Origin of the sequence: Pseudoclavibacter sp. AY1F1, assembly GCF_002931075.1 — a bacterium.
Lineage (GTDB): Bacteria > Actinomycetota > Actinomycetes > Actinomycetales > Microbacteriaceae > Pseudoclavibacter.
The window spans coordinates 17,759-39,450 of sequence record NZ_PSTQ01000020.1 but is presented as its reverse complement, the minus strand read 5'-3'; the positions used below and the strand labels follow the sequence as shown (position 1 = coordinate 39,450).

15 protein-coding genes are annotated in these 21,692 nt (G+C 65.0%); 14 read left to right on the top strand and 1 reads right to left on the bottom strand.

What is annotated here, in order from left to right:
• The 14 genes from C5B85_RS18345 to C5B85_RS18275 all read left to right on the top strand — a co-directional run.
• Nucleotides 1-739 (top strand): hypothetical protein (locus C5B85_RS18345; protein ID WP_219819451.1); only part of this gene is annotated, 739 nt, incomplete at its 5' end.
• Between the two features lie 173 nt (nucleotides 740-912).
• Nucleotides 913-5,676, top strand: a complete 4,764-nt coding sequence (locus C5B85_RS18340; protein WP_146078027.1) for a helicase — start codon at nucleotides 913-915, stop codon at nucleotides 5,674-5,676.
• A gap of 11 nt (nucleotides 5,677-5,687) precedes the next feature.
• Nucleotides 5,688-6,950: a hypothetical protein gene (locus C5B85_RS18335; RefSeq protein WP_104287456.1), complete on the top strand. Its 1,263-nt coding sequence runs from the start codon at nucleotides 5,688-5,690 to the stop codon at nucleotides 6,948-6,950.
• An 11-nt stretch (nucleotides 6,951-6,961) separates the two neighbouring features.
• Nucleotides 6,962-8,086, top strand: coding sequence for a hypothetical protein (locus tag C5B85_RS18330; protein WP_104287455.1), 1,125 nt, complete (start codon nucleotides 6,962-6,964; stop codon nucleotides 8,084-8,086).
• 159 nt (nucleotides 8,087-8,245) lie between these two features.
• The gene (locus C5B85_RS18325; protein WP_146078026.1) at nucleotides 8,246-9,073 is read left to right on the top strand and encodes a hypothetical protein; all 828 of its coding nucleotides are present in this window, start codon (nucleotides 8,246-8,248) and stop codon (nucleotides 9,071-9,073) included.
• Between the two features lie 50 nt (nucleotides 9,074-9,123).
• Nucleotides 9,124-9,501 (top strand): transcriptional regulator, encoded by a 378-nt coding sequence (locus C5B85_RS18320; protein ID WP_104287453.1) that lies wholly within the window; start codon nucleotides 9,124-9,126, stop codon nucleotides 9,499-9,501.
• Between the two features lie 295 nt (nucleotides 9,502-9,796).
• On the top strand, nucleotides 9,797-10,207 hold the full coding sequence (locus tag C5B85_RS18315; RefSeq protein ID WP_104287452.1) for a hypothetical protein: 411 nt from the start codon (nucleotides 9,797-9,799) through the stop codon (nucleotides 10,205-10,207).
• An 836-nt stretch (nucleotides 10,208-11,043) separates the two neighbouring features.
• Nucleotides 11,044-12,480, top strand: coding sequence for a hypothetical protein (locus tag C5B85_RS18305; RefSeq protein WP_181064504.1), 1,437 nt, complete (start codon nucleotides 11,044-11,046; stop codon nucleotides 12,478-12,480).
• A complete protein-coding gene (locus tag C5B85_RS18300; RefSeq protein WP_104287449.1) occupies nucleotides 12,477-13,169 on the top strand; it encodes an ABC transporter ATP-binding protein in 693 nt (230 codons plus the stop codon). The genes C5B85_RS18305 and C5B85_RS18300 overlap by 4 nt, the downstream gene beginning before the upstream one ends.
• Nucleotides 13,156-13,686, top strand: a complete 531-nt coding sequence (locus C5B85_RS18295) for an RNA polymerase sigma factor (protein ID WP_104287448.1) — start codon at nucleotides 13,156-13,158, stop codon at nucleotides 13,684-13,686. Before C5B85_RS18300 ends, C5B85_RS18295 begins: the two co-directional genes overlap by 14 nt.
• Nucleotides 13,686-14,720 carry a hypothetical protein gene (locus C5B85_RS18290; RefSeq protein ID WP_104287447.1) on the top strand — a complete coding sequence of 345 codons (1,035 nt, stop codon included), beginning with the start codon at nucleotides 13,686-13,688 and terminating at the stop codon, nucleotides 14,718-14,720. The genes C5B85_RS18295 and C5B85_RS18290 overlap by 1 nt, the downstream gene beginning before the upstream one ends.
• Complete coding sequence (locus tag C5B85_RS18285; protein WP_104287446.1) at nucleotides 14,717-15,199, top strand: peptidase inhibitor family I36 protein; 483 nt, start codon at nucleotides 14,717-14,719, stop codon at nucleotides 15,197-15,199. The genes C5B85_RS18290 and C5B85_RS18285 overlap by 4 nt, the downstream gene beginning before the upstream one ends.
• Nucleotides 15,200-15,506: 307 nt before the next feature.
• A complete protein-coding gene (locus C5B85_RS18280) occupies nucleotides 15,507-17,510 on the top strand; it encodes a hypothetical protein (RefSeq protein ID WP_104287445.1) in 2,004 nt (667 codons plus the stop codon).
• Nucleotides 17,507-17,947 carry an ASCH domain-containing protein gene (locus C5B85_RS18275; protein ID WP_181064503.1) on the top strand — a complete coding sequence of 147 codons (441 nt, stop codon included), beginning with the start codon at nucleotides 17,507-17,509 and terminating at the stop codon, nucleotides 17,945-17,947. The genes C5B85_RS18280 and C5B85_RS18275 overlap by 4 nt, the downstream gene beginning before the upstream one ends.
• 169 nt (nucleotides 17,948-18,116) lie before the next feature.
• Here the strand turns inward: C5B85_RS18275 and C5B85_RS18270 are convergent, their stop codons facing one another.
• Complete coding sequence (locus C5B85_RS18270) at nucleotides 18,117-21,338, bottom strand: AAA family ATPase (RefSeq protein ID WP_146078023.1); 3,222 nt, start codon at nucleotides 21,336-21,338, stop codon at nucleotides 18,117-18,119.
• Between the last annotated feature and the right edge of the window lie 354 nt (nucleotides 21,339-21,692).

Genomic DNA, 21,692 nt, shown 5'->3' with positions numbered 1-21,692 from the left:
GCCAAAACGGGAGGGATGGACGATGAGCCACAGGTACGAGTCGAACGTGCGGGGCTACCTGCAGCGGGCGACGCCACAGGAGTGGGCAGTCATGGAGGACCGGGAGCAGACGGTCGTGGAGCTCGCGTCGCAGATCCGCGAGATGGTCGAGCAGACAGAGAACCAGTTGCTTGGGCAGACGTCTTCGAACCCGGACTACTTGCAGGAAGTGGGGCGGCGGAACCAGGCCAAGCGGACCGCGGAGGAGATCGCGCTGAACCAGGTGCTGTACGAGGCGTACCCCGCGAAAGTGGACCCGGAGGACGACGGGGACGAGCCACCGGAGGAGCCACCGCTGCGGCCGCTGTGGGAGGACTCCCGGCAGCTCCCGCGGTCGCTGGGCCAGGTGCCGACGCCGGAGCTGCTGGCGCGGTTGCTGCAGACGGAGCGGAAGTTCTGGGGGACCGAGCAAGCGGTGATCGTTCCGCCGATGGATCTGGAGCGCGTGCCGATGCCGCCGACGCTGCTCGACTCGAGTCGACCCGCGGAGACGTGGGCGGAAGTGGAGGCATACTTCGCGGAGCAGGCACCGATCGCGGCGTTCGTGCGGTCGCTGACCTGGGAGCAGTGGGCAGCGATCGAGCCGGTGCTCTTCTGGGCGACGGACTCGGATCCGGATCAACTCGACTGGAGCGAACTGTTCAGCGCGGTGCGGCAGGAGCTGCACCGAGGGACGCTGCAGGCAGCGCTCCAGCAGTAGCGTTCCGCGCCGAGTCGTCGGCACAGCTCGCCCCGTCCGGCCCGAAGGCCCGGTATGCGGCGAACGTCGCCGCGATCCGCCTCGCGTTCCAGCTGCGGGACGAAGAGCGGGTAGCGACCGCAGATGAGCAGCAGGTTCTGGCACGGTACTCCAGTTGGGGTGCCGTGCCAGGCGTGTTTAACCCCGTCGACCAGGTGTGGGCGAACGAGTACGCGGAGCTGCGCGAGCTCCTGGACGAGGATGCCTGGACGCAAGCGCGCCGGACCGTGCTGAACGCGCACTACACCTCGCCAGAGTTCACCACCGCGATGTGGGAGGGCCTGTGCGAGCTCGGGTTCGATAGTGGGCGCGTGCTCGAGCCCGGATCCGGGCTAGGTACGTTCATCGGAACCGCGCCGGACGGTGCGCGCATGACGGGCGTGGAGCTCGATGCGACCACCGCGCTCATCAGCCGTCTCCTGCAGCCACAGGCCGAGATCCGCACGGGCAGCTTCGCGGACGTGCGCTTCCCCGACGGGTACTTCGACGCGACGATCGGCAACGTCCCCTTCGGCCAGGTGAAGCTGCGCGACGCGCTCCACAACCCGGGCCGCGCGCTGTCGCTGCACAACCACTTCCTCGCAAAGTCCCTGCACCTGACCCGTCCGGGCAGCATGGTCGTGGCGCTCACGAGCCGCCACACGCTCGACGCCGCCGACGATTCCGCCAGGCGTCGCCTCTACGAGCTCGGAGACCTGGTGGGCGCGGTCCGCCTGCCAGAGCGGGCACACAAGGAGCTGGCCGGCACGGACGTCATCACCGACGTACTCGTGTTCCGCCGCCGTGAGGAGGGCGCCGAACGCGGCGACGCGCGTTGGCTGACCGTGGCCGACATCGACAGCGATGCGGACATGCCTGTGGCGATGAATCGGTACTTCCACGCGCACCCCGAGCACATCCTCGGTCACGTGTCCGCGGACATCGGCCGCTTCGGGCCTGAGCTGAGGGTCGTGGCCGAGAACGCGTGGGACGCGGCCCCGCTGCGGGAGGCGCTGTCCAGCATCGCCCAGTCAGCGGTCATGGCCGGTCACGGCATGACCGCCCGGACACCGGACGCGGACACCGCTGCGGACACGGCCATGACCGACGATCTGACCGCAGCCCCAGAAGGAACGTGGGAGGGAACCCTCCTCGAGCAGGACGGCGGCTTCTTCGAGGTGACCGGTGGCAACCTCGCCCCGGTCAAGGTGGCCAAGACCGCGCTGGCCGAGGTGCGCAGCCTCGTGGCCATGCGGGACTTGTCTCGCGATCTGGTCACGCTCGAGGCGGAGACATTGGAGGACACGGCGGAGCTGGCCGAGCTCCGTGCCGAACTGCGCACCACGTACGAGGCGCACCTGGCCGCGTACGGTCCGGTCAACCGCATCAAGCTCATCGAGCTCAAGAGCGTCGACCCGGACACGGGAGAGCCGCGCGTACAGCGCCGGACACCCCCAGCAACGCGCGCCTTCCGGCAAGACCCGGGAGCGGCGCTCGTGTTCGCGCTGGAGAACTACGACGAGCAGGAACAACGCGCGACCCCCGCGAGCCTGTTGCTTGGCCGTGTCCGCGCCCCGCGGCCAGTGGTCACGAGCGTGGACACGCCCGCGGACGCGGTCGCGGTCAGCCTTGACCGGCATGGCCGCATCGACGTGGAGACCATAGCCGGCCTTTTGGGTGTCGACGCGGAATCAGCGCGCTCGCAGCTCGACGGGCTCGCGTTCGAGGATCCAGCGACCAACGTCCTGCAGCCTCGCGCCGAGTACCTGTCCGGGAATGTCCGCGTCAAGCTGCGCGAGGCGAGAGCTGCCGCGTTAGAGGATCCGCGCTTGCAGGTCAACGTCGCGGCGCTCGAGAGCGTGCAACCAGCGCCGCTCGGCGTTGAGGACGTCTACCCGCAGGTCGGGGCGTCATGGATCGACTCCGAAACGTTCCAGGAGTTCCTGCAGGCACACTCCAATGACCGGAACGCGCGCGTGGAACGATTGGGAGCCTCCGAGTGGCGCGTCACGGGAGCCACCTTCGGTGTCGCCAACACTGACGAGTACGGCACGGCCCGTCGCCCGTTCGGCAAGCTCTTCGGCTCGCTCCTCAACATGAGCGAAATCAAAGTCACGGATCGAGACCCAGACGGTCGCGAGATCCCGAACCCAGAAGAGACCGCAGCCGCACTGGAAAAGGCGGACGAGATCCGCGAGAAGTTCCAGGACTGGGTCTTCGACGACCCAGAACGCGCGTCCCGCCTGCTGGGTATCTACAACGAGCGGTTCAACGCGATCGCGCTGCGGGATTACTCCACGGAGGGGCAGGCGCTGCAGCTGCCGGGCTTGGCCGAGACATTCACCCCGCACCCACATCAGCGGGCGGCGGTCGCTCGCATGATCGCGGAGCCCACGGTCGGGCTCTTCCACGAAGTCGGGGCGGGCAAGACCGCCGAGATGGTGATCGGCACGATGGAGCTGCGCCGCCTCGGGTTTGTCACCAAGCCCGTCGTGGTGGTGCCGAACCACATGCTCGAGCAGTTCTCCCGGGAATGGCTCCAGCTCTACCCATCCGCCAGAGTTCTCGCTGCCGATTCGGGAGATGTGACGAAGGAGAATCGTCGCAAGTTCGTGGCGCGAGCGGTCACGAATCCGTGGGACGCAATCATCATGACCCGCACCGCGTTCAAAGGCATCCCCGTCTCGCCCGAGTGGGAGGACACCTACAGCCGCCGCGAGCTCACGGTCCAGTCCTCGTACCTCGACCGGGCTGTTGAGTCCGGCGCTATGACCGTCAAGGAAGCCGAGGACGCGCGCAGCAAGCTCGAACAGACGATCGCGAAGCAGGATCCGTTCGTGCGAGACCACGGTGTCGCGACGTTCGAGCAGATGGGCATCGACTACCTCGTCGTTGACGAGATGCATGACTTCAAGGGCCTCGCGATCGGCAGCAAGCTCTCGGGCGCGAACATTCCTCAAGTTGCCGGTCGTGCGACCGATCTGCACATGAAGATGGAGCTGCTGCGCGCCACGAGCGAAACGGGTCGCATCGCGACCGTTGCTACGGCTACACCGCTCTCGAACTCGCTGGTCGAGGCGTACACGATGCAGCGCTACCTGCGCCCCGACCTCTTGGAGGAGGCGGGCGTGCACGACTTCGAGGCGTGGGCGGCGACCTTCGGGGAGCTGCACACGGAGATGGAAGTCGACGTCGCGGGTGGCATGAAGACGAAAACGCGTCTGAGTCGGTTCAAGAACCTGCCCGAAATGCTGCGCCTCTGGCGAGTCGCTGGCGACGTCAAGACCGCCGCGGACCTGAACCTCCCCACTCCCGAGCTCGCGCTCAACAGCAAGGGGCAGGCCCGCCCCGAGATGGTGATCGTCCCGGCCTCTCCCGCCGTGCGGGAGTACATCGGGGAGCTGCGCGTCCGCATCGACAAGCTCACCCGTGCAGATAAGAGCGACAACATGCTCCGCATCAGCTCCGACGGCCGCAAGGCCGCGCTGGACGCGGAACTCGTGGGCCTCTCCGACGACGGGGCCGAGACGAAGATCGACCGCGCCGTGGAGAACATCGCCCGCATCTACCGGGACAACGCCGGGAACTCGTACGCGGATCCCGACACCGGGAACGAGGCAGCGCACAAGGGTGCGCTGCAGATCGTGTTCCTGGACCTCGGCACTCCGAACAAAGACCGCGGATGGTCCGTGTACGAGAAGATGCGCGACCGGCTCGCGGCCGCGGGCGTGCCCCGGTCTGAGATCGCGTTCGTGCAGGACGCGAAAGGCAGCGCCAAGAAGGCGGCGCTCTTTAAAGCAGCCCGGGACGGGCAGGTGTCGGTGTTGTTCGGGTCGACGGAGACGATGGGCGTCGGCACGAACGTGCAACGCCGCGCGATCGCGCTCCACGACATCGACTGCCCCTGGCGCCCATCCGACCTGCAGCAGCGGGCCGGACGCATCATGCGCCAGGGCAACCAGAACGACGTCGTGCAGCACTACCGGTACGCGACGTCGCACTCCTTCGACGCATTCATGTGGCAAAAGCAGGAGCAGAAAGGTCGCTTCATCGCGCAAGCCATGCGCGGCGACGCCCGCGTGCGCGACCTCGAAGACATCGGCACCGCCGAACTCGAAGCGGGTGAAGCGAAGGCGCTGGCGACGGGCAATCCGAAGCTTGTGCAGCACGCGCAGCTGCGCACCGACGTCACGAAACTGCGCCGCCTCGAGCGAGCACACGCCCAGTCCCAGGCCACGCTGCGCATGACCGTCGACAACGCGCGAGCACGCGTCTCACGGCTCGAGCGGGAGATTGAACAGCTCGAGGCAGCACTGCCCCACGTACGTGAACTCGACGGCGATCGCTTCACGATGACGATCGGGCGAGGCACCTTCTCGAAGCGCACCGAAGCGGGCCAGCAGCTCGTGCGGCTCTTCCACCGCGGTGGGATCCCGCAGGGGCGTGGCGGGTACAGCACGTCGTCAGCGCGCGCGGCCGTGGGAGAGCTCAGCGGCATGACTGTGCTCGCGTCGCGCGGGCGCGAGTACGGCAAGCAGCTCGTGTACCTGGAGCTGCAGGACGTCCCAGGCAGCGAGATCAACGCCGACGCGGAGCGGTTCCTGCAGAGCCCGGAAGGCGCGGTCACCCGTCTCGCCAACCGCGTTGCAGCGATCCCTGCAGGGCTGGCCGAGCGCCGCCTCGACCGCGACGAGAAGCACCGAGTCGCCAACGAAGCGGAGGAGCGCATCGGTCTGCCGTTCCGGAGAGCTGACGAGCTGCGCGACAAGTGGGCCGAGTTCCAGGCCCTCAACAAGGAGCTGGCCCGTGAAGCAGCCAGGCCAAAGACCCCCGCAGAGCGTCCCGCTCGCCCGGTCGACATCCACGCCGACCACACCCACACCCGACCCGTCAGCGGCCCCGCTGGCGCGTCCATCTGAAAGGAATCCTCATGAGCCGTCGATGCCGCAAAGCGGTCGAACAGTACCTCACCACCCACGCGCCGACAGTCCTCAAGCGCACGAACGATCCGAAACGGCTCATCAACGAGTACGCCGCGGAGATCGCCAAGGTCGTGAAAGGCGACGTGGAGTTCATAGCCGTCAATGACCTCGCTCGGCCCACCCGGGAGCTGCGCACACGCGTCGAGCGAGTGGTGTTTCCGGAGGTGATGACGCGCGTTGCTCCTCCCGAGCTCGAGAAGGCCAAGGGCGTCGTAGAGGCCGAAACGTTCTTCATCCCGCTCTCGGACACGATCACGGCCGCTCCCACTCCGATGCGGTTGCGTGCCTTGGAGGCGTACGACAACTTTCAGTGGGAGACCAACCAACCCGTGTTTCTCGTGACCGGCGACATCGCCACGTCGCGGGAACAGCTCAACGACGACCACCAGCAGCAGCGAGCGGCGATGGAGCAGCTGCGGAAACTCGACGGGCAGAGCCTTGCCTATACGGAGGACTTGATCGTCGCGGCCCTCGGCCCCGACGGAGCGAAACATGCGTGGGGCTCGCCCATGTGGGACGGAACAGTGCGTGTCATGACCCAGGAGATCGCGGCTGGAACCTTCGAGACGCCATCCACACCGCCGCAGCTCGATCGCTCGGACCTTGAGGAGGCCGGAGAGTCCGAGATGTACGCCGGTCGCAACGAAGTGGGCGACCGTTTCCGGCTCCGCACCCACCTGTACAACCGCGCGAACCCGGGCCACGAGATAGCCGAGCGGATGCCGGATGCGCTGCGGGCCACGACCACAGCGACGCTGGACCACGGCTTCGTACAGCACACCGTGCAGACCTTCCAGCGCGACGCGGATCCCGCAACGCGAGCGGCGGTTGCAGCGCTGCGATCCATCCGTCCGGAACGCATCGACCAACTCCGCGATCTGTTGACGTACGTGCACGTCGCGCCCGGAGCCGACCAGCAGCGCCTCACTCCCGCCGAGCTCCTGGACGCGATTAGGGAGGAAGTCGATCTTGGCACTTTCACCGCGCCCGCGCTGCGTCCGGACCTCGAAGATTTCTGGAGTGTCGAATCCGGTGCACCGGATGCGTTCGATTCGAACTGGGAAAGCCACAAACTCGAGTACGCGCGCGAAGTGTTCCGTACCGAGGCGTTCGACCGGCGCTTCACGAGGCCTGCCGACGTCCATGCCGCTTCCGCCAATAGGGCGACAACTTGGACGTCGGGCGCGGACGCCGCCGTGGCGAGTCTCTGAGAGAACCGCTGATGATCACGAAAGCCAACGCCGCCGTCGAACGCACGGTGCGCAGCTACTTCACCGACGGACCTGCCGTCGAGGGCTTCGACCACGTCGAGGACCAAGATCGCTTTCTGCACCACGTCGCGTGGAGCGCGACCCGCGAGATGCGAGCGCACGCCGTCGAGTACGTTGCGCGCAGAGGTCAGACGGGAGACCTCACGGACGTGAAGCGCAGCGCCGGACGCCGCGCACTGCGCCTCGCAGTTCCCATCTGGCTCGAGTCCCGCTACCCCAGGCACGACCCTTCACGAAAAGCGCTCCCTGTTCAGCTTCGGCAGTCGGTGCGGGAAGGCGGCATGCCCACAGAGCAACTGCTGCATCTGCGCCACGAGCTCCGCATCGAGCAATTCACGCACGGCGAACGGACCCTGCACACCCTGCCACCCACCAACCCCGCACGGCCCCGCCCCGGGGCATACGCGATCGCCAAGCGAGAGACGCAGGCACTCATGCTCACTGACCTCGACTTTGAGTACCAGGCGGAGCTGCAGAGCGTGCGGTTCCTGCGCCAACTCGACACGTATCAGTGCTCGGACCTCGACGGGCTCGTCCGCTTCTCGAGCGGCCGCGACCACCCCGAGGGAACACCCTGGTCGACCTACGCGCACGTGATGCAGGAGGAACGCGCTCGAGGAGGACTCGCGGCCTACCTTGTCTCTCGGGTGCCGGAAGTCGCACCTGTGACCGCCACCATGAGAGCCCTGTCGCAGGAGTTCCGCGCGTACGCGCACAAGACCAGCATTTCGCGGCTCGCGCTGGTCCAGAACAACGATCGCATCGAGCGGCGAGAAGCATCTCAGCAGGAAACGCTGCGCAACGCGCGCGGGTACGGGATCCTCCAGTTCGAGCTGAACATGCCCGCGCGTGGCATCGCCATGGGAAACAAGCTGCTACGTCAGGACGAGGCCGAATCAGACCGCCTCCGCGAGGTGCTCCGTGCACCGTTTGCGCGCGCCGAGGATCTGTACCGAGCGACGCGACTCCTCGACCTCGACAAGCTGGCCCAGGCGTCGAAGGGAATCCGCTTCACGAACGACGTGCGGACCCAGGCCGTCGCGCCGGTCCCTGAGCAGGCGGGAGCGTCCATGTAGAGGTTGTGCGCGCCCACGCGCCGGCTGCGCGATCGCTGGTGCAGTCGCACAACCACACGCGGCCCCCAAACCACCCCGGTTTCGGGGCCGCGTTGTCGGTTGGCTGCGAATGTCGGTGCTGACTCCTACAGTGTCGTCATGGACACTCAGGGGGAACCGTTGATCACATGGTCTTCGCTGCGATGGGCGAGCGGACGCGCCACCGTCGTGGCAGGCACGCTGCTCGCTGCCCTGGCCCTGCTGGCGTGGCTGGTCGGCGGGACCGTGGTCGACGTGCTGCGAGACACACTTGGATGGTGGCTCGCCGGATTCGGCGCGGCCGCGCTCGTGTGCGCGGTCGTCAGCGAGGTCGCCATCTGGTGGATGCGCGGCGGATCCCGGTGGGGGTACTTCGCGAGCGACGAAGCCAAACTCGACTACCTCGAGTCCGTCACGCGTCTCTGCCCCTCGGACGCCAGGCTTGTGCGGGTGGGACGCCTCGAAGGGGCGTACCCAACCGGCTCGCGCTACTCCGTGAAGGACGTGCACGGGGACGACTCGTCATCGTGGTTTGCGGAGGCATGGCCCACGCGGGGAGACGTGCTCCTGGTGCGAGGCGAGTACGGTCGCGGACGCCACTGGGGAGACTCCAACGTGCTCTACGTGAACGAAGTCCTCACGCGCCTCCCGTTCTGGGTCTGGGGAGCGCTCCGGCGCAGCGCGCGCCGGGAGGCCCGGGAGGACCGGCAATGGCAGCGCGCCGAACGGCGGGAGCAGAAAGAACGTGCCCGCGACGCGAAGTACGCCGTCCAGATCCCGGAGGCCGCACCCGCACCGGGTGCGGACTTGCCGGAGAGGGACGCACCGCGAGTGGAGTTCGCCCCGACCGAGCACGATGAAACCAGGCCTTGGCCTGCCGTGCAGTTCTATCCGACGCTCGAAGCGGCACTTCAGGACTCACAGCCCTCGGAGGTGCGTGAGAAGAGAGCGGGGTCAGTCAGCTCATGAGTCGTGGCGGCGTCCTGGGCCTATCCGTGTCGGTTGGATACGATCAGCGCGTGAACGCCGATCAGCAGGTACACGTCAGGGACTTCCGCCCATACGCGGTGGTCGATGACCTGCGCGAGCTCCGCGGGCCAGCATCAGGAGTCCTGACGCTCTCGCACGCCCTCTACTGGGGGCCGAACCGCGACTTCGAAATCACTGACGACAACCAAGCCGCTGACGCCTACACGGCAATCTTGAACGAGGGCACGCAGGCGGATGTCGTCGAGCTGATCAACGCGCAGCGACTCGAGCGCGTGTGGCCAACGCTGACACTGCCATGGCAAGTGCTCCGCGAATGGGAGTCCCAGCATCGCGTGCTCCATCAGGGGCAGGAATCATGCCGAGCCCGGGGTGGCCAACGCCTCCGAGGATCACTCCTCAACCGGTAGGAAGAAGATAGTGGGGCTCCGTCAACGGCAGGAAGCTCTCGCGCAGCTGCTAGGACGGAATCGGTATCTCGCCTCTGTGTGGTGCACGACCCCGACGATCTAAGTTCGCCTCTTTGACGCAATTGCCGATTAAGAACTTTTGAATCCAGTGTCAGGAATCGGCCCGGCAGGCGACAAACGATGCGAGGGGTGGGGCACGTTGGCTTGTGTGACGTGTCGGTCGGCTGCAGGGAGCAGTCTGGTTTGCGCGAGTCAACACGCGCGAGCACCACGAACGGCCCTCAGGGATAAGGGAATGATGAAGACTCTTCGAGGATTACTCGTCGTCGCGGCCACGGTGACACTCGTAGGCGGCATGGCGACGACAGCGAGTGCAGAGACGCTGGGGTGGAGTGAGGTCGATGGGAATGTTGCCTCGTCGTCCGTGGAGCCGGGCGCACGCGCTGCCCAGGTCAACCACCGCGGCACTGCGGAGCAGAAGTCCATCAACGGGACCACGAACAAGCGCTCGCACGGGTGGACGACGTGGTCGGGGGTCTACCACTACACTCGCGCCCAGTTGAAGTCGGGCAGCTCTATCAACGCCGATTCCAACAGGGTCTACGGTCGAGGCGGCACAGAGGCCGTGACGGCGTGGAAGCCGTTCCGGGTCGTCGGTGGGGACCTGGTAAGCCCAGGAACCGCGTACACCTTCTACGGTCAGTAAATGGTGCGCACGGAGACGCAACCTGATGCGTCTCCGTGCCCCGACTGCCTGCTCGATCTTCTTCCGAAAGCGTTCCGTATGCGTCTCAGATCCACCGTGTCGCTTGTAGTCATGACGTTGTGTCTCACCTTGCTTTCCTTGGCGGCGTTGTCTTTCCAGGCTGCACAAGCTGCTGTGCTGCGCGAATCGAACGCGCTGTACTCCGGGCGGGCGATGGTGATGACGGGCGATGTTGCAGCGACGTTAACCGACGCACGAGCTTCCGGCCTGGACGTGCAGATCTACATCGAGCTCGCCGACGACCCGCATCTCCGAGGCGTGGTTTCGACCGGAGAGCCCATTTCCGACCTTCTCCCGATCCATGACCTGCGATGGACTGTCAGTGACGAGCGGCCCGGGGCCATGATCGGCGCTGCGCACGCTGAGAGTGCTGTGATGCTGGACGCTGGAGCGTTCGCTGAGCGGTACGAAGTTGCGGGGCGTCTCGGTACGTCCGATCGCAGCCTCGTTGCCGATGACATCCTCATCTACGACCCTGCGCTGTTCGAGGCGCATGATCCGCGGTCATTCGTGGTGGACGGACGCGATGCAGAGTTGGTCGGTGCCACCATCGAAGGCGCGAGGTATGTCGACGCAGGACTCTCGCGGAGGACGAACGTCGACTACGTGACTCCTATCGTGCTTGGACTCGCGGCAGCACTCCTGATCCTCGGAGCCGCGTTGACGGGATACCTCTCTGCGCAGTGGAGCCAAGGTCGGGACCAAGTGCTTCGTCTCTGGGGTCAAAGTCACCCTGGCCGGCTCACGCGTCGTGTCGCGTCCGTGTCCTTGGTGTGGTGCGCCGCGGTGATGGTGACGGCTGTGGCGGCCATTGCGGTGGTGGGGGCTCCTTCTTGGCGTCTACTAGGGCCTTTCAGTGCCGCGGTGGGAACGCTCTATCTGGTGGCGTTGGTCTCCTTGATTGTGACGGTCCTTCGCGTTGGGCGGGTCCGCGTATGAGTGAGAACGTGTTTGATGTTCGCCGGAACTGGCTCCTCATCGCAGTCAAATGTGCCATTGTCGTCCTGTTCCTGACGGGCGTATACAGCACGATGAGTTTCCTCGAATCGACGGACAACGCGATGAGTTCGAGCTTTCCCGCGGATGCTGAGCAGAATCTCTACAGCATCACGGACACCTTTCTCGACGATGGGGCTTTCGAACGCGTCCGGGCAGATCCCGAGGAGATGGCGAAGGTCGCTGACTTCTACAACACGCTCAACACCTCGGAAGAGCTCACGCTAATCTCCGCATTCGCGCAGCCGATCGTTGTGGCAGATTTCCGTGGGGGAGACGAATTCGATGCATGGCTGGGTGCGGAAACGCTGGCGCCGGGGGAGTACGTTGACGAAGTGAGCCGGAAAACCGTGCGAGATGTGCGCGCCGTGCAGATGAACAAGCACGCGTTCGAATTTGCGGGGCTCGACGTCGAACAGGGTACTGTCCCCAATTGGGAAGCCATCGACTACGACAGTGGGGTCATCCCAGTCCTGTTGGGTGCTGGGTACGCTGGTGTGTACGAGGTCGGTGATGTACTCGACGCTCAGTTCTACTCTCGCGATTTCACCTTCCAGGTTTCCGGCCTTCTCCCCGCGGGCTCGTCCATGTATTACAAGGGCGACATCAACACATTCCTCGACGACACAATGCTCGTTCCGTACCCGCCGGAGATGGACTCACAGGACCGCGACTCGCCGTTCTTTGATGGAGTGCTGGCGTTCGCGATGTTGAACAGCGACGTCGCCGCGCCCAAGACAGACAGCCCAGACCAGGTCCTCAACACGATCGACCGTGCAGCACGAGACACCGGCTTCACTGACTACGCAATGATCGACGTCCCTCAGTACCTCACGCAGTTCTCCATGACTCGAGAATTGCTGCAACGCAATGCAGGCCTCATGGGGATGCTTCAAGTGCTGGTCGGCATCGTGGCGACCGTGCTGGTGTTCGCGATCAGCGCGTTCGCTTTGCGGCGACGACTCGTGGCGCTGCGCCTGCGTTGGACTCTCGGTCAATCCCGCGGAACACTGCAGCTGTCCCTCGCCTCAATGGTGCTGGTCGAGTGGGCATGCATCGCCGTGTCGTTGCATCTCCTCTACAACGCACTCCCAACGTACGACTCCGTCGCCTCTTCCAGCATTCCGTGGATCCTGGCTGCGCTCGCAGCGATTGATCTCGGCTGCACGACCGCGCTCGGCACATCCCGATTCACACAGGTAGGAGCCTCAGCATGACCTCGGTCACTCTTCGCGGCGTCGAGAAGAACATCACAGAAGCAGACGGACAGTCGCGCCCCATCTTTGCAGATCTCAGCCTGACCCTTCCCGACGACATCCGCTCCGCGGCCATCCTCGGTCGTAGCGGGTCCGGGAAGAGCACACTGTTGCGCATCCTCTCCGGTCTCGACGTCCGGTACGGGGGGACTTACAGCTTTGCGGGCGAAGAACTGCGCCGAAACGAGCTCGCGATGTCGGAGTTCCGACGAACCCATGTCGGCATCATTACTCAGAGCTACGACCTCCTGAGAGAGCGCACCGTGCTCCAAAACGTCATGCTGGGGCTTGGCTCCACCAAGTCTGCCTATCGCGCGCCCGCGCTCGACGCGCTGCGTGTGGTTGGCATCGAGGCACTCGCGGCGCGGCGTGTGGGGAGGCTCTCCGGAGGCGAAGCGCAACGCGTGGCCATCGCCCGCGCCGTCGTCAAGAAGCCAGCCCTCATTTTGGCTGACGAACCGACTGGGGCGCTTGATGAAGACACCGAAGATCGCATCCTCGACGTTTTCGACACCCTGCAGCAGCAAGGGGCCGTCCTGATCGTTGCTACACACAGCGAACGCGTTGCAGAGAGATGCCAACGCCGGTTCCGCATCCAGGGACTGGGCCTCGTGGATGAAGAGACGCTGAGGCCGCATGTTGACAGCTGACCCCGACACCTTCGAGGCACTCTTCACGATCAACCACCCCAAGATCCTCAAGTATGCGCAACGCCGGCTCCCCACACTCGCACTCGCCGAAGACATCGCAGCAGAGGTCTTCACGGCAGCCTGGCAGAGCTGGTCCGAAGGCCAACGCCCCCAGCTGCCATGGCTGTACCGGGTGGCCGCCAACAAGATCGCCGACCGTTACCGCAGTGACGAGCGAAAAGAGGCGGTTCAAATCGCATTGACGCGTCTCCATGAGGAGCCGGGCCACACCGCCGACCCCCTCGACCTGCTCTCGCTGCGCGATGCCTTACTCCTCCTCGGCGACCGCGATCGAGAGGCCATAACCCTTCACTACTGGGAAGGGCTGAACGCGTCTGAGATCGCAGAAGTCCTGGGGTGCAGCACACCCAACGCGTGGACGACATTGAGTCGCGCACGGAAACGTCTGCGTCACGCACTCTCCGACACCACTGACCAAGCACCTTTGCAACGATCCGCGATGAAGAAGGCCCGCTGATGACCGACCAGGAACGCCGCCTCGAGACGATGATGGGAGAACTCGATCCGGTCAGAGGCGCTGAAGACGGCGAACTCGCCCCGCGGCACCAAGCGCTCCTCGCTCGCATCATCGCCACACCCGCAACGCGACGCGCTGCAGAGACACCATCCACTCCGTCGCGAACGCGTTCCGGGAGTTGGGTACTTCTGCAGCGCACAGCGACGCCGATCTTCACCCGGGTCGCGGTAAGCGTCGTTGTACTGCTCGTCATAGTCGGTCTCATGATGACGCCGACCAACACCGCCGCAGCGCGTACCCCACCGCCGCTGGAGTTCCAGCCCACTGAGCTCACGCACCAGGAAGTCCGGACCATGCTCTTTGAAAAGCTCACGGCAAACCCGGCAGTCACCGAAGCGCAGCGATATGCACGCTCCGTTGGCTGGTACTTGCAGTACACCGAGGGGGACGAGGACACGAGTACTGCTATCAGCCCGCAGGTCGCCGAGTTGAGCTGGGGGGAAGACCGGTCTGGCCGATTTACACTCACGGCGGGCGTCCCCTATAAGAGTGTGGAAGCACCGCAGCTCGTCCCAGAAGATGCCCCGGCCCCGGGCACCGTGATTGTCGATGAGATCTACGCTGCGGGGGAGTACGACGTCCCAACGAGCACCACCCTCCCAGGCGACTCACCTGCCCAGCTGCGGGAAGCGCTTGAGGAATACGGCGGAACTCCACAGGCGTCAGGGTTCGAGGTCATCGAAGCCATCTCGGGACTTCTAGCCGTGTGGACACTCACTGACCGTCAACACGGGGCACTCCTCGAGATCCTGCTCAGCCAGCCCGACGTCAGGGTGTACGGCACCACAACTGACCGTGCCGGACGGCCCGTGATCGGGATCGCCGCGGACTCGACGAGCGGCAACCGCGACGTCCTGCTGATCTCTACCGAAACCGGGCGAGTCGTAGGTCTCGAAACCCTCCGAACTACCGACTGGGGAGATATTCCAGCCGGCGCCACAACCGCCTACACCATCTGGGAGACGACACCATGACAGCACGACACACCGCGACACTCGCAGGCAGCCTTGCACTGCTCATGTTGTTCGTTGGCGCTCCAGCAGCGCAGGCAGAAACGACTGTTGTCGATGTGGACGAGATCGTGACCTACGCGCTGGATGCGGTACCGGGAGGGCACGCGACCGGGGAGCACACCGCCTACTGGCCAGATCTTGGTATGACGCTCCTCTCCGAGGAAGCTAGCGCCTCCCCGTCGCGGGACCGACAGCGAGCTGTGGGCTCCTGCGCCAGCGGCAACGTGTGCGCATACAGTGGGTCAAGTCTGAGTGGATCGAAGCTCTCCTGGTCGTCCTGCGGCACGCACTCCACCGCCGCGCTCGGGTCCGTGCGCTCGATCGCAAACGGGCGGACATCTGAAACCCTGCGCGCGCGGAACGGGAGCACCGTGCTTGCCACCGCTACCCCCGGAACGCAGAAAAACGTCTCTGGAACCGCAAGGACCGTCAACTGCTAGCTGAGTGCTTCCCCGTCGGCCGGTGCTGGCGAGAGGAAAGGGATAAGTGTGCTCCGGCGAATGGGGCGCGTCGAGGGCCCCCACTGCGCTCCGCGCAAGCGCGAGCATGGCATCCTCGAGCGCCCGACCGAGGACGTTGGACAGTTCTATGAGTGGGAGGAACGACACTGACTTCGCGACATGAACCGGGTCGTGAAGCACCAAACAGCGCATAGACTCCGAGCTGACAGGCGAGTTTTCGTGGGGGCGTGAGTTTTTGATTTTGATAAGCGCATGGAGCGCCACTTCGCCAGACAGCGAGCGTCAAATGCGGGATGTGCTTGTTCTTCACAAGAAGCACAAGCGAACGTTGGGTTTCCTCCCGGACTCTGCGTTCAGAGAGCGAGCTGAACGCGGGTGGCTGGTGCTCGCGTACCAAGGGCTGGAACTCGCCGGTTACCTGCTCTACAACCGCAAGCGTGCACATATCAAGCTCTTGCACGTCTGCGTGGCGGACTCGCATCGAGGGCAGTCGCTGGCCCTCCGGATGCTCGATGAAGTCATATTGGCTAATCCGAACAGCGCTGGAGTTGAGGCGCATTGTCGGAGAAGCTACGGGCTTCACGGGTTCTGGGAATCGATGGGCATGAGCCCACGCAATGAACGCCCAGGGCGTGGCCTGTTGGGCGAACCCCTGGATATCTGGTGGCGGCCGCTCGGCGGCCCGGATCTTTTCGAGAACCTAGCGTTCGAGTCGGCTCGTCCACTTGCAGTCCTGGATGCCAACGTCGTTATCGACCTGGTCGCCACGTCATCGGTGCAACGACCAAATCGGGAAGCTTCGCAGGCGCTGATGGCCGACTGGCTCCAGGAGTATCTGGCGGTCGCGATCTCACCCGCCGTCGACCTTGAACTCAACGCTCTCGAAGAAGCAGCAGAGCGCGCCGCGCAGCGTGTCGGCGCAGCTCACCTCGCCCGGGTGGGGACGCGACGCCCGCGATCCATAGAGATCGAAACCGAGCTTCGGGCGCGGATCGGAGAAACGGAGTGGCAGGCAGACCCGAGTTTGGCGGTCGATGTTCGACATCTTGCCGACGCCGTAAACGCGGACGCGACCTACTTCGTCACCAACGATGTGAACCTCATACGCCTTCTGAAGGACTATCTAAAGACGGCACACGAGCTTCACGTGATGAAACCCCATGAAGTGGTTCTGCATGTTCACGCGCCGGAACCCGCTTCCTGGTACCAACCAGAGCACCTCTCGCGAGTCTTGCGCTTGGGTAGCGGAGCCGCGTCATCGATCGACGGTCTGGAGCGGCTGTTCGTCAACGCGAGCACGGGAGAACGTGCTAAGGACTTTCGACGCGAGCTGGAGGCCTCGCTCGCAAGCCGTGATTATGAAGTCAGAGTGTTGCAGTCTCGGAAAAACGAGGACGTCGGGCTCTTGGTTTTCAGCGAGTCACCGGACCGTATCAACTTCCACAAGGTTCGAGTAAAGCGCGGCGCCCGCTCCGCTGACCTTGCTCTGCAACTGACGAGACAGATCCGAGAATCGGCAGTCGCCGCTGCAATCTCGTCCGTGGCTGTCACCGACCAGCATCTGTCTCGTGAGGTCAGGGAAGCTCTCGAAGCGGACGGGTTCCGTGACGTGGATGGTGCGATCGGCGCAGCTGTCGTTGTCGCGGAGATCGACCTCCTGATTGATGACGATCGAGCCAAGCTTGCGTCTCTCCTTGGCAATGAACGTGCGGAGTCACTGCGGATGCTAACCCCGGGCGCGGTCGCTGAGCTGGAGCGTGCTCACTGGCCGCTCAAAATTTGGGATGACACGAGTGTCTTCCTCGTGCCCATCAAGCCCGAGTTCTCGATGAACTTGTTCGGGTTTCCCGAGAACTTGCTCGAGCAGCGGGAATCGCTCGGTTTTGCACGCCGGCACGTGTACTTCAGGTCGCCCCGGAACAATCCGATTCAAGATGTACCGGCGCGGCTCCTCTGGTACTGCTCCAGCGATGGGCGTGCGCAAGTGTCGCGGGTGTTCGCTCTCTCGAGGCTCGTCGCGTCCCGCGACATGGCGGTGGACCAGGCGCACGAGCGTTTTTCTCACATGGGCACCTACAAACGGAGCGATCTCGACAGAGCGTCACATGACGGGGTCGTGCATGTGCTCGAGTTTGAAGACACTGAAGTGTTCAGACGCCCAGTGTCGCTGGCGGACTTTAGGATGGTCACTGTTCGTCACGGTGTAAGCGGAAACCCGCCCCAGTCGCCGCGTCGAGTCCTTCGGTCCGTATTCCTCGACCTCATCGAACTCTCGAACGGAGCATCTTGACCAGACCTGTCTTGTTGTCGATCCGACCGAAGTTCGCTGAGAGCATCCTCAACGGGACGAAGACCTACGAGCTCCGCCGGAGATTCCCGGACCTCGAGCGGGGCACGGTCGTGTACCTCTACGCAAGCAGCCCCGTGAAAGCTGTTTTGGGCAGTTTCGAGTCGGACGAGGTTCGCTACGATTCCGTGAAAGAGCTCTGGAAGACTCTCCAGCCTCAACTCGGGATCGAGACAGTGGAGTACGACACGTACTTCCACAACTTGACCCACGGTGTCGCAATCAAGACCAGCCGTGTCACCCGCTTCACCGAGCCGGTGAACCTACAACAGCTCCGCGAGGAAGTCGGCATTGAGCCGTCGCAGAGCTTCCGATACCTGCCCGCAGAGGCAGAAATCGAGTTGTCCCGGCTGGCTGGTGCCAAGGCACCCATCGAGTAGGTATCGCGTCTCTGCGCTGAGCGGTGTGACGACACCGGTGGTCCAGAGGCGCGTTTGCGCATCCGCAAGACGGGGCAGCGTCCCAGGTAAATATTGTCCTCAGCTACGCAGGTGAGCGTGCTCTCAGAGCGGAGAGCGCGCCGCTTATCGTGTAGCAGGTCCCTCAACGTCACAACGCTGGCCCAGCGGTCTCGCCGAGTCTCTTTGAGATACCGACTGACTGGGTAGCGTGCACGTCAACCGGTCGCTGAACGCGGCCGTGCCGCGCAGTCAGCAATCGTTCGTGATGCTCTCGCGTTGCGGTGGACGCGTCGAGGATCCGTTCGCGGGTGGTGCGCTCGGCCTGGATCGCGTCGAGCTTGCGCAGCTCTGGCATGGACGCCTTCGTTGCTTCTCGCTCGAGCACGCGCGCGGCATTCGCCTGGATCTGGAGAGCGTCAATCTCCTCGACCGCTGGCCCTTCGCCTCGGCGTGGGTCTGCGTTGACGTCGTTTCGGGCCTGGCGGAGTTTTCGCAGTTCGTCCTCGAGTCGGTCGGCGTCGTCCTTGATGATCTGTAGCTCGTCGTGTGTGTGCTTGGGGGAGATCTGCGCTTCGGCGGCGTCGAGGTCGAGGAGGTGCCCGGCTGGGCGTTGCTGCCAGGCGGCTGGTGCGAATACGCCTTCGCGTGCGGAGATTCCGAGCTCGCGGTGCAGCGCCCGGTAGTTGTCCTGCAGGCTGGCTTCGAGGTCACCGCGGCGCAGCGACTCCACGAGCTGCCGTTCCGCGGTGGCATCGTCGGTCGCGACGAGGAACGCTTCGTTGACGCGCTTGCCGCGGGTGAGGCCGACGTAGAGGCCGGCGGCGTCGACGCCGGGGCCGACGATGGAGCCGTGCACGGTTTCACCTTGGATGCCGTGGATCGTGGACGCGTAGGCGAGCGCGAGCTTGTCCGCCGCGTAGTCCGCGTCGATCGAGGTCGTGAGCCCCTTCTGGTCGACGGACTCGAGGAGCAGCTTCCCGGTCAGTGTCTTTTTGCGGACGGTCCACACCTGTCGGTTCTCCACGTTCTGGTCGCTGTCGTTTTGCCTGGTCTGCACGACGTCGCCCGCGTAGATGACCGACCCGTCCGTGGCGCTGGCCAGCACCTTGCCGGTCACCTGTCCGCGGACGATGCGCTCTTCTTGGATGAGGTCGTTGAGGGTGACCGCTTCCTCGTTCGTGGCCACGCACAAAGCGGCGCGGTCTTTGTGTCCGGCCAGCTCCAGGTAGCGGTCACGCATGGCCGCGTGCAGCTCGGTCATGGTGGCCGCTGTCCGGACGTGACCGGTGGTCACGAGCTCGTGTGCCACCTCGTCCGGGGCGTCGCCCGCGCGCATGCGCAGCGTGAGGTTCGCGTAGGCCGTGTCCGTCTTGCCCTCTTCGGTGCGGAACCGGTGCACGGACTCCAGATCAACGTGCGTGTCCGCGTAGCGCTGGCCGAGTGCCATGGCCCCGGTGTGGCCGACGGGGTTGACCTGGGCGGGGTCTCCGACGAGTGCGATCCCGGCGCCCGTCTCGGCGGTCACCTGGAGCAGCGCGTGCATGGTGTGGAGGTCGACCATGCCCGCCTCGTCGACGACGATGCGCGTCTTCCGGTCAACGACGGCGCTCTCCTTCGGTCCCCGGTACACGTGGCCGTCCTTGGACATGGGGTCTTTTTGGCCGATGGCCAAGCGCTGCCAGACTGGCCGTCCTGTGTCCTTGTCCGCGCTCCACCGGAACCCGTACTGGTAGAGCAGCGCGTGCAGGCTGGTCGCGTCCGCTCCGGTTTCGCGTCCGGCCACGGACGAAGCCTTCTTTGTCGGCGCGACGATGAGCACCTTCCGGCCTTGGCCGGACAAGGAGGCCCTGGCCACTTTCAGCATGGTTGTCTTGCCCGCTCCCGCGGGCCCGATGACCGTGACCAGCCGCGAGGAGCCAGCGATCGCGCACGCTGCCGCGGTCTGCTGCTCGTCCAGGCCGTGCTCGCCGCCGATCTTCGTGTTGCTGGCGAGCTGGTCGATGAGGTGCGTCGCCACGTTCTTCCCGCGCTTGGCCTGCGCCTTCATCCCTTCGTCGACGTCGCGCTTGAGGGTGGCGGTTTCGGTCAGCATGTACCGGCCAACCCCACCCGGCACATCGATGCTGTCCGCGGCCAGGTCGATCAGGTAGTGGCCGCGCGCCCGGTCGAGGGCAGCGTCCACGGCTGCGGCGAGGACGTCGCGGTCGCCGGTTGCCACGACGCGAGCGACCGCGCGGACCGCGCCCGCGCGCAGCGTGAAGTCCGAGAACCGGCCACTGGAAGACGTCGACCGGGAGTCGGCGTCCGCGATGGCCAGCCTGGCCACGCGGTCAATATCCGACGCGAACACGCGGACTGCTCGGTCGGTGACCGGGGGAGTGACCGGCTTCCGCTGCTTCAGCAGGGCCGAGTCGAGGTCGGTCAGCTCGCGGCGGACACTGTCCGCCCAGTCCTCTTCGGACACCATGTCCGGCTTCTCGGGACGTCCGACAGCCCATGCGCGCCGGTCAATGGCCATCTGGTCATTGACCGTTGGCTCCTGTCCAGGGTGGTCAGCCCGCCACTCGGCCAGGAAGCGGGTCTTGGCCGCTTCGATCTGGTTTGCCCGCTTCGAGAACGCCCGGACAAGATGCTGCAGCTGCTCGACCTCACCCGTGGCCGGGTCGATCGTGAAGCCCTTGGCCGCGAGCGTGGCCACCCATTCGGTGTCCGTGACCGCGGCCAGCTGCCCTTCCGCGTTGACCAACGTCTGGAAGCGCAGCATTGTCCGGGAGTCGAGGTTCGACCAGCGGCCGTCCTGTCCGAGGACACGAGCGTTCAACCACATGTGCGTGTGGGCGTGCGGGTCGAGGGAACGGGAGCGGGCGTGTTTCAGCTCGACGACCTCGATCTGCGCGAGGTCCATGCTGATGCGGCCTTGCGCGCCGCGGCGCGCGTTCAGCTCGGTGCGCCACATGTCGATGGTGCGATCGCGGATCCGCTCCTGCAGCGCGTCGAATGCGGCCGCGATCTCCGGGTCGAGCATCGCGGCGAGCGACAGCGTTTTCGGGGCGTTCACGGTCGCATCGAACAGGAGATCCGCGTCGGGCCCCTGCATTTGGTAGCCGCGATGCATGCCCGTCACAGGGTCGCTGCCCGCGACCCAGGCCTTGAGCTGCTCCACGCCGAGTTCATCGGCGGCGATGCCCGCTTCGGTGGCGGTGAAGCGGGTCACGGTCGACCCGGCGTGTGCGTACCCGATTGCGGCGTCGACGGACGCGAGCCGATCGGCCCTGGCGCCGTCGCAGACGCCATCGAAGGCGTAGTGGACCGCGGCCCGCAGGCCATGGCCTGCGACGCCCCGCTTCCATCTCGCTACTCCGCCGCGCACGGAATGAGCGTAGCTCACACTAGAAGTGCCTGCGTGCCTTACATCCCTTACATCCTTTCTCTCCTCGTGTCCGTCACCTTTCCTCTCTCCATTTCCCTCGTCCTCTTCACTCATCTCTCCCTGATTCCGTCATTCCTCGTTCTCTCTCCTCGCCCTCATTCGTTCGCTGCTCTTGGTCGCTGGTGTCCTCTCCGCGTGACGTTGACCGTTCGTCTCTCGACGCGAATCGAGGCGCTTCAGCCGTCGGTGACGCGTTCCGGCCGGGCTCACGCACAGGAGGGATAGGGAAAGCACACGGCTTGCCCTCTGGGAACGCCCATTGCCGACCCGGGAACACCGTCGGGCGCGGCAGCG

What these genes read in the sequence shown, in the direction of transcription:
- C5B85_RS18300 (WP_104287449.1), top strand. Translation starts at nt 12,477, where the DNA reads ATGACCTCGGTCACTCTTCGCGGCGTCGAGAAGAACATCACAGAAGCA.
- C5B85_RS18280 (WP_104287445.1), top strand. Translation starts at nt 15,507, where the DNA reads ATGCGGGATGTGCTTGTTCTTCACAAGAAGCACAAGCGAACGTTGGGT.
- C5B85_RS18290 (WP_104287447.1), top strand. Translation starts at nt 13,686, where the DNA reads ATGACCGACCAGGAACGCCGCCTCGAGACGATGATGGGAGAACTCGAT.
- C5B85_RS18315 (WP_104287452.1), top strand. Translation starts at nt 9,797, where the DNA reads ATGATGAAGACTCTTCGAGGATTACTCGTCGTCGCGGCCACGGTGACA.
- C5B85_RS18285 (WP_104287446.1), top strand. Translation starts at nt 14,717, where the DNA reads ATGACAGCACGACACACCGCGACACTCGCAGGCAGCCTTGCACTGCTC.
- C5B85_RS18295 (WP_104287448.1), top strand. Translation starts at nt 13,156, where the DNA reads ATGTTGACAGCTGACCCCGACACCTTCGAGGCACTCTTCACGATCAAC.
- C5B85_RS18335 (WP_104287456.1), top strand. Translation starts at nt 5,688, where the DNA reads ATGAGCCGTCGATGCCGCAAAGCGGTCGAACAGTACCTCACCACCCAC.
- C5B85_RS18330 (WP_104287455.1), top strand. Translation starts at nt 6,962, where the DNA reads ATGATCACGAAAGCCAACGCCGCCGTCGAACGCACGGTGCGCAGCTAC.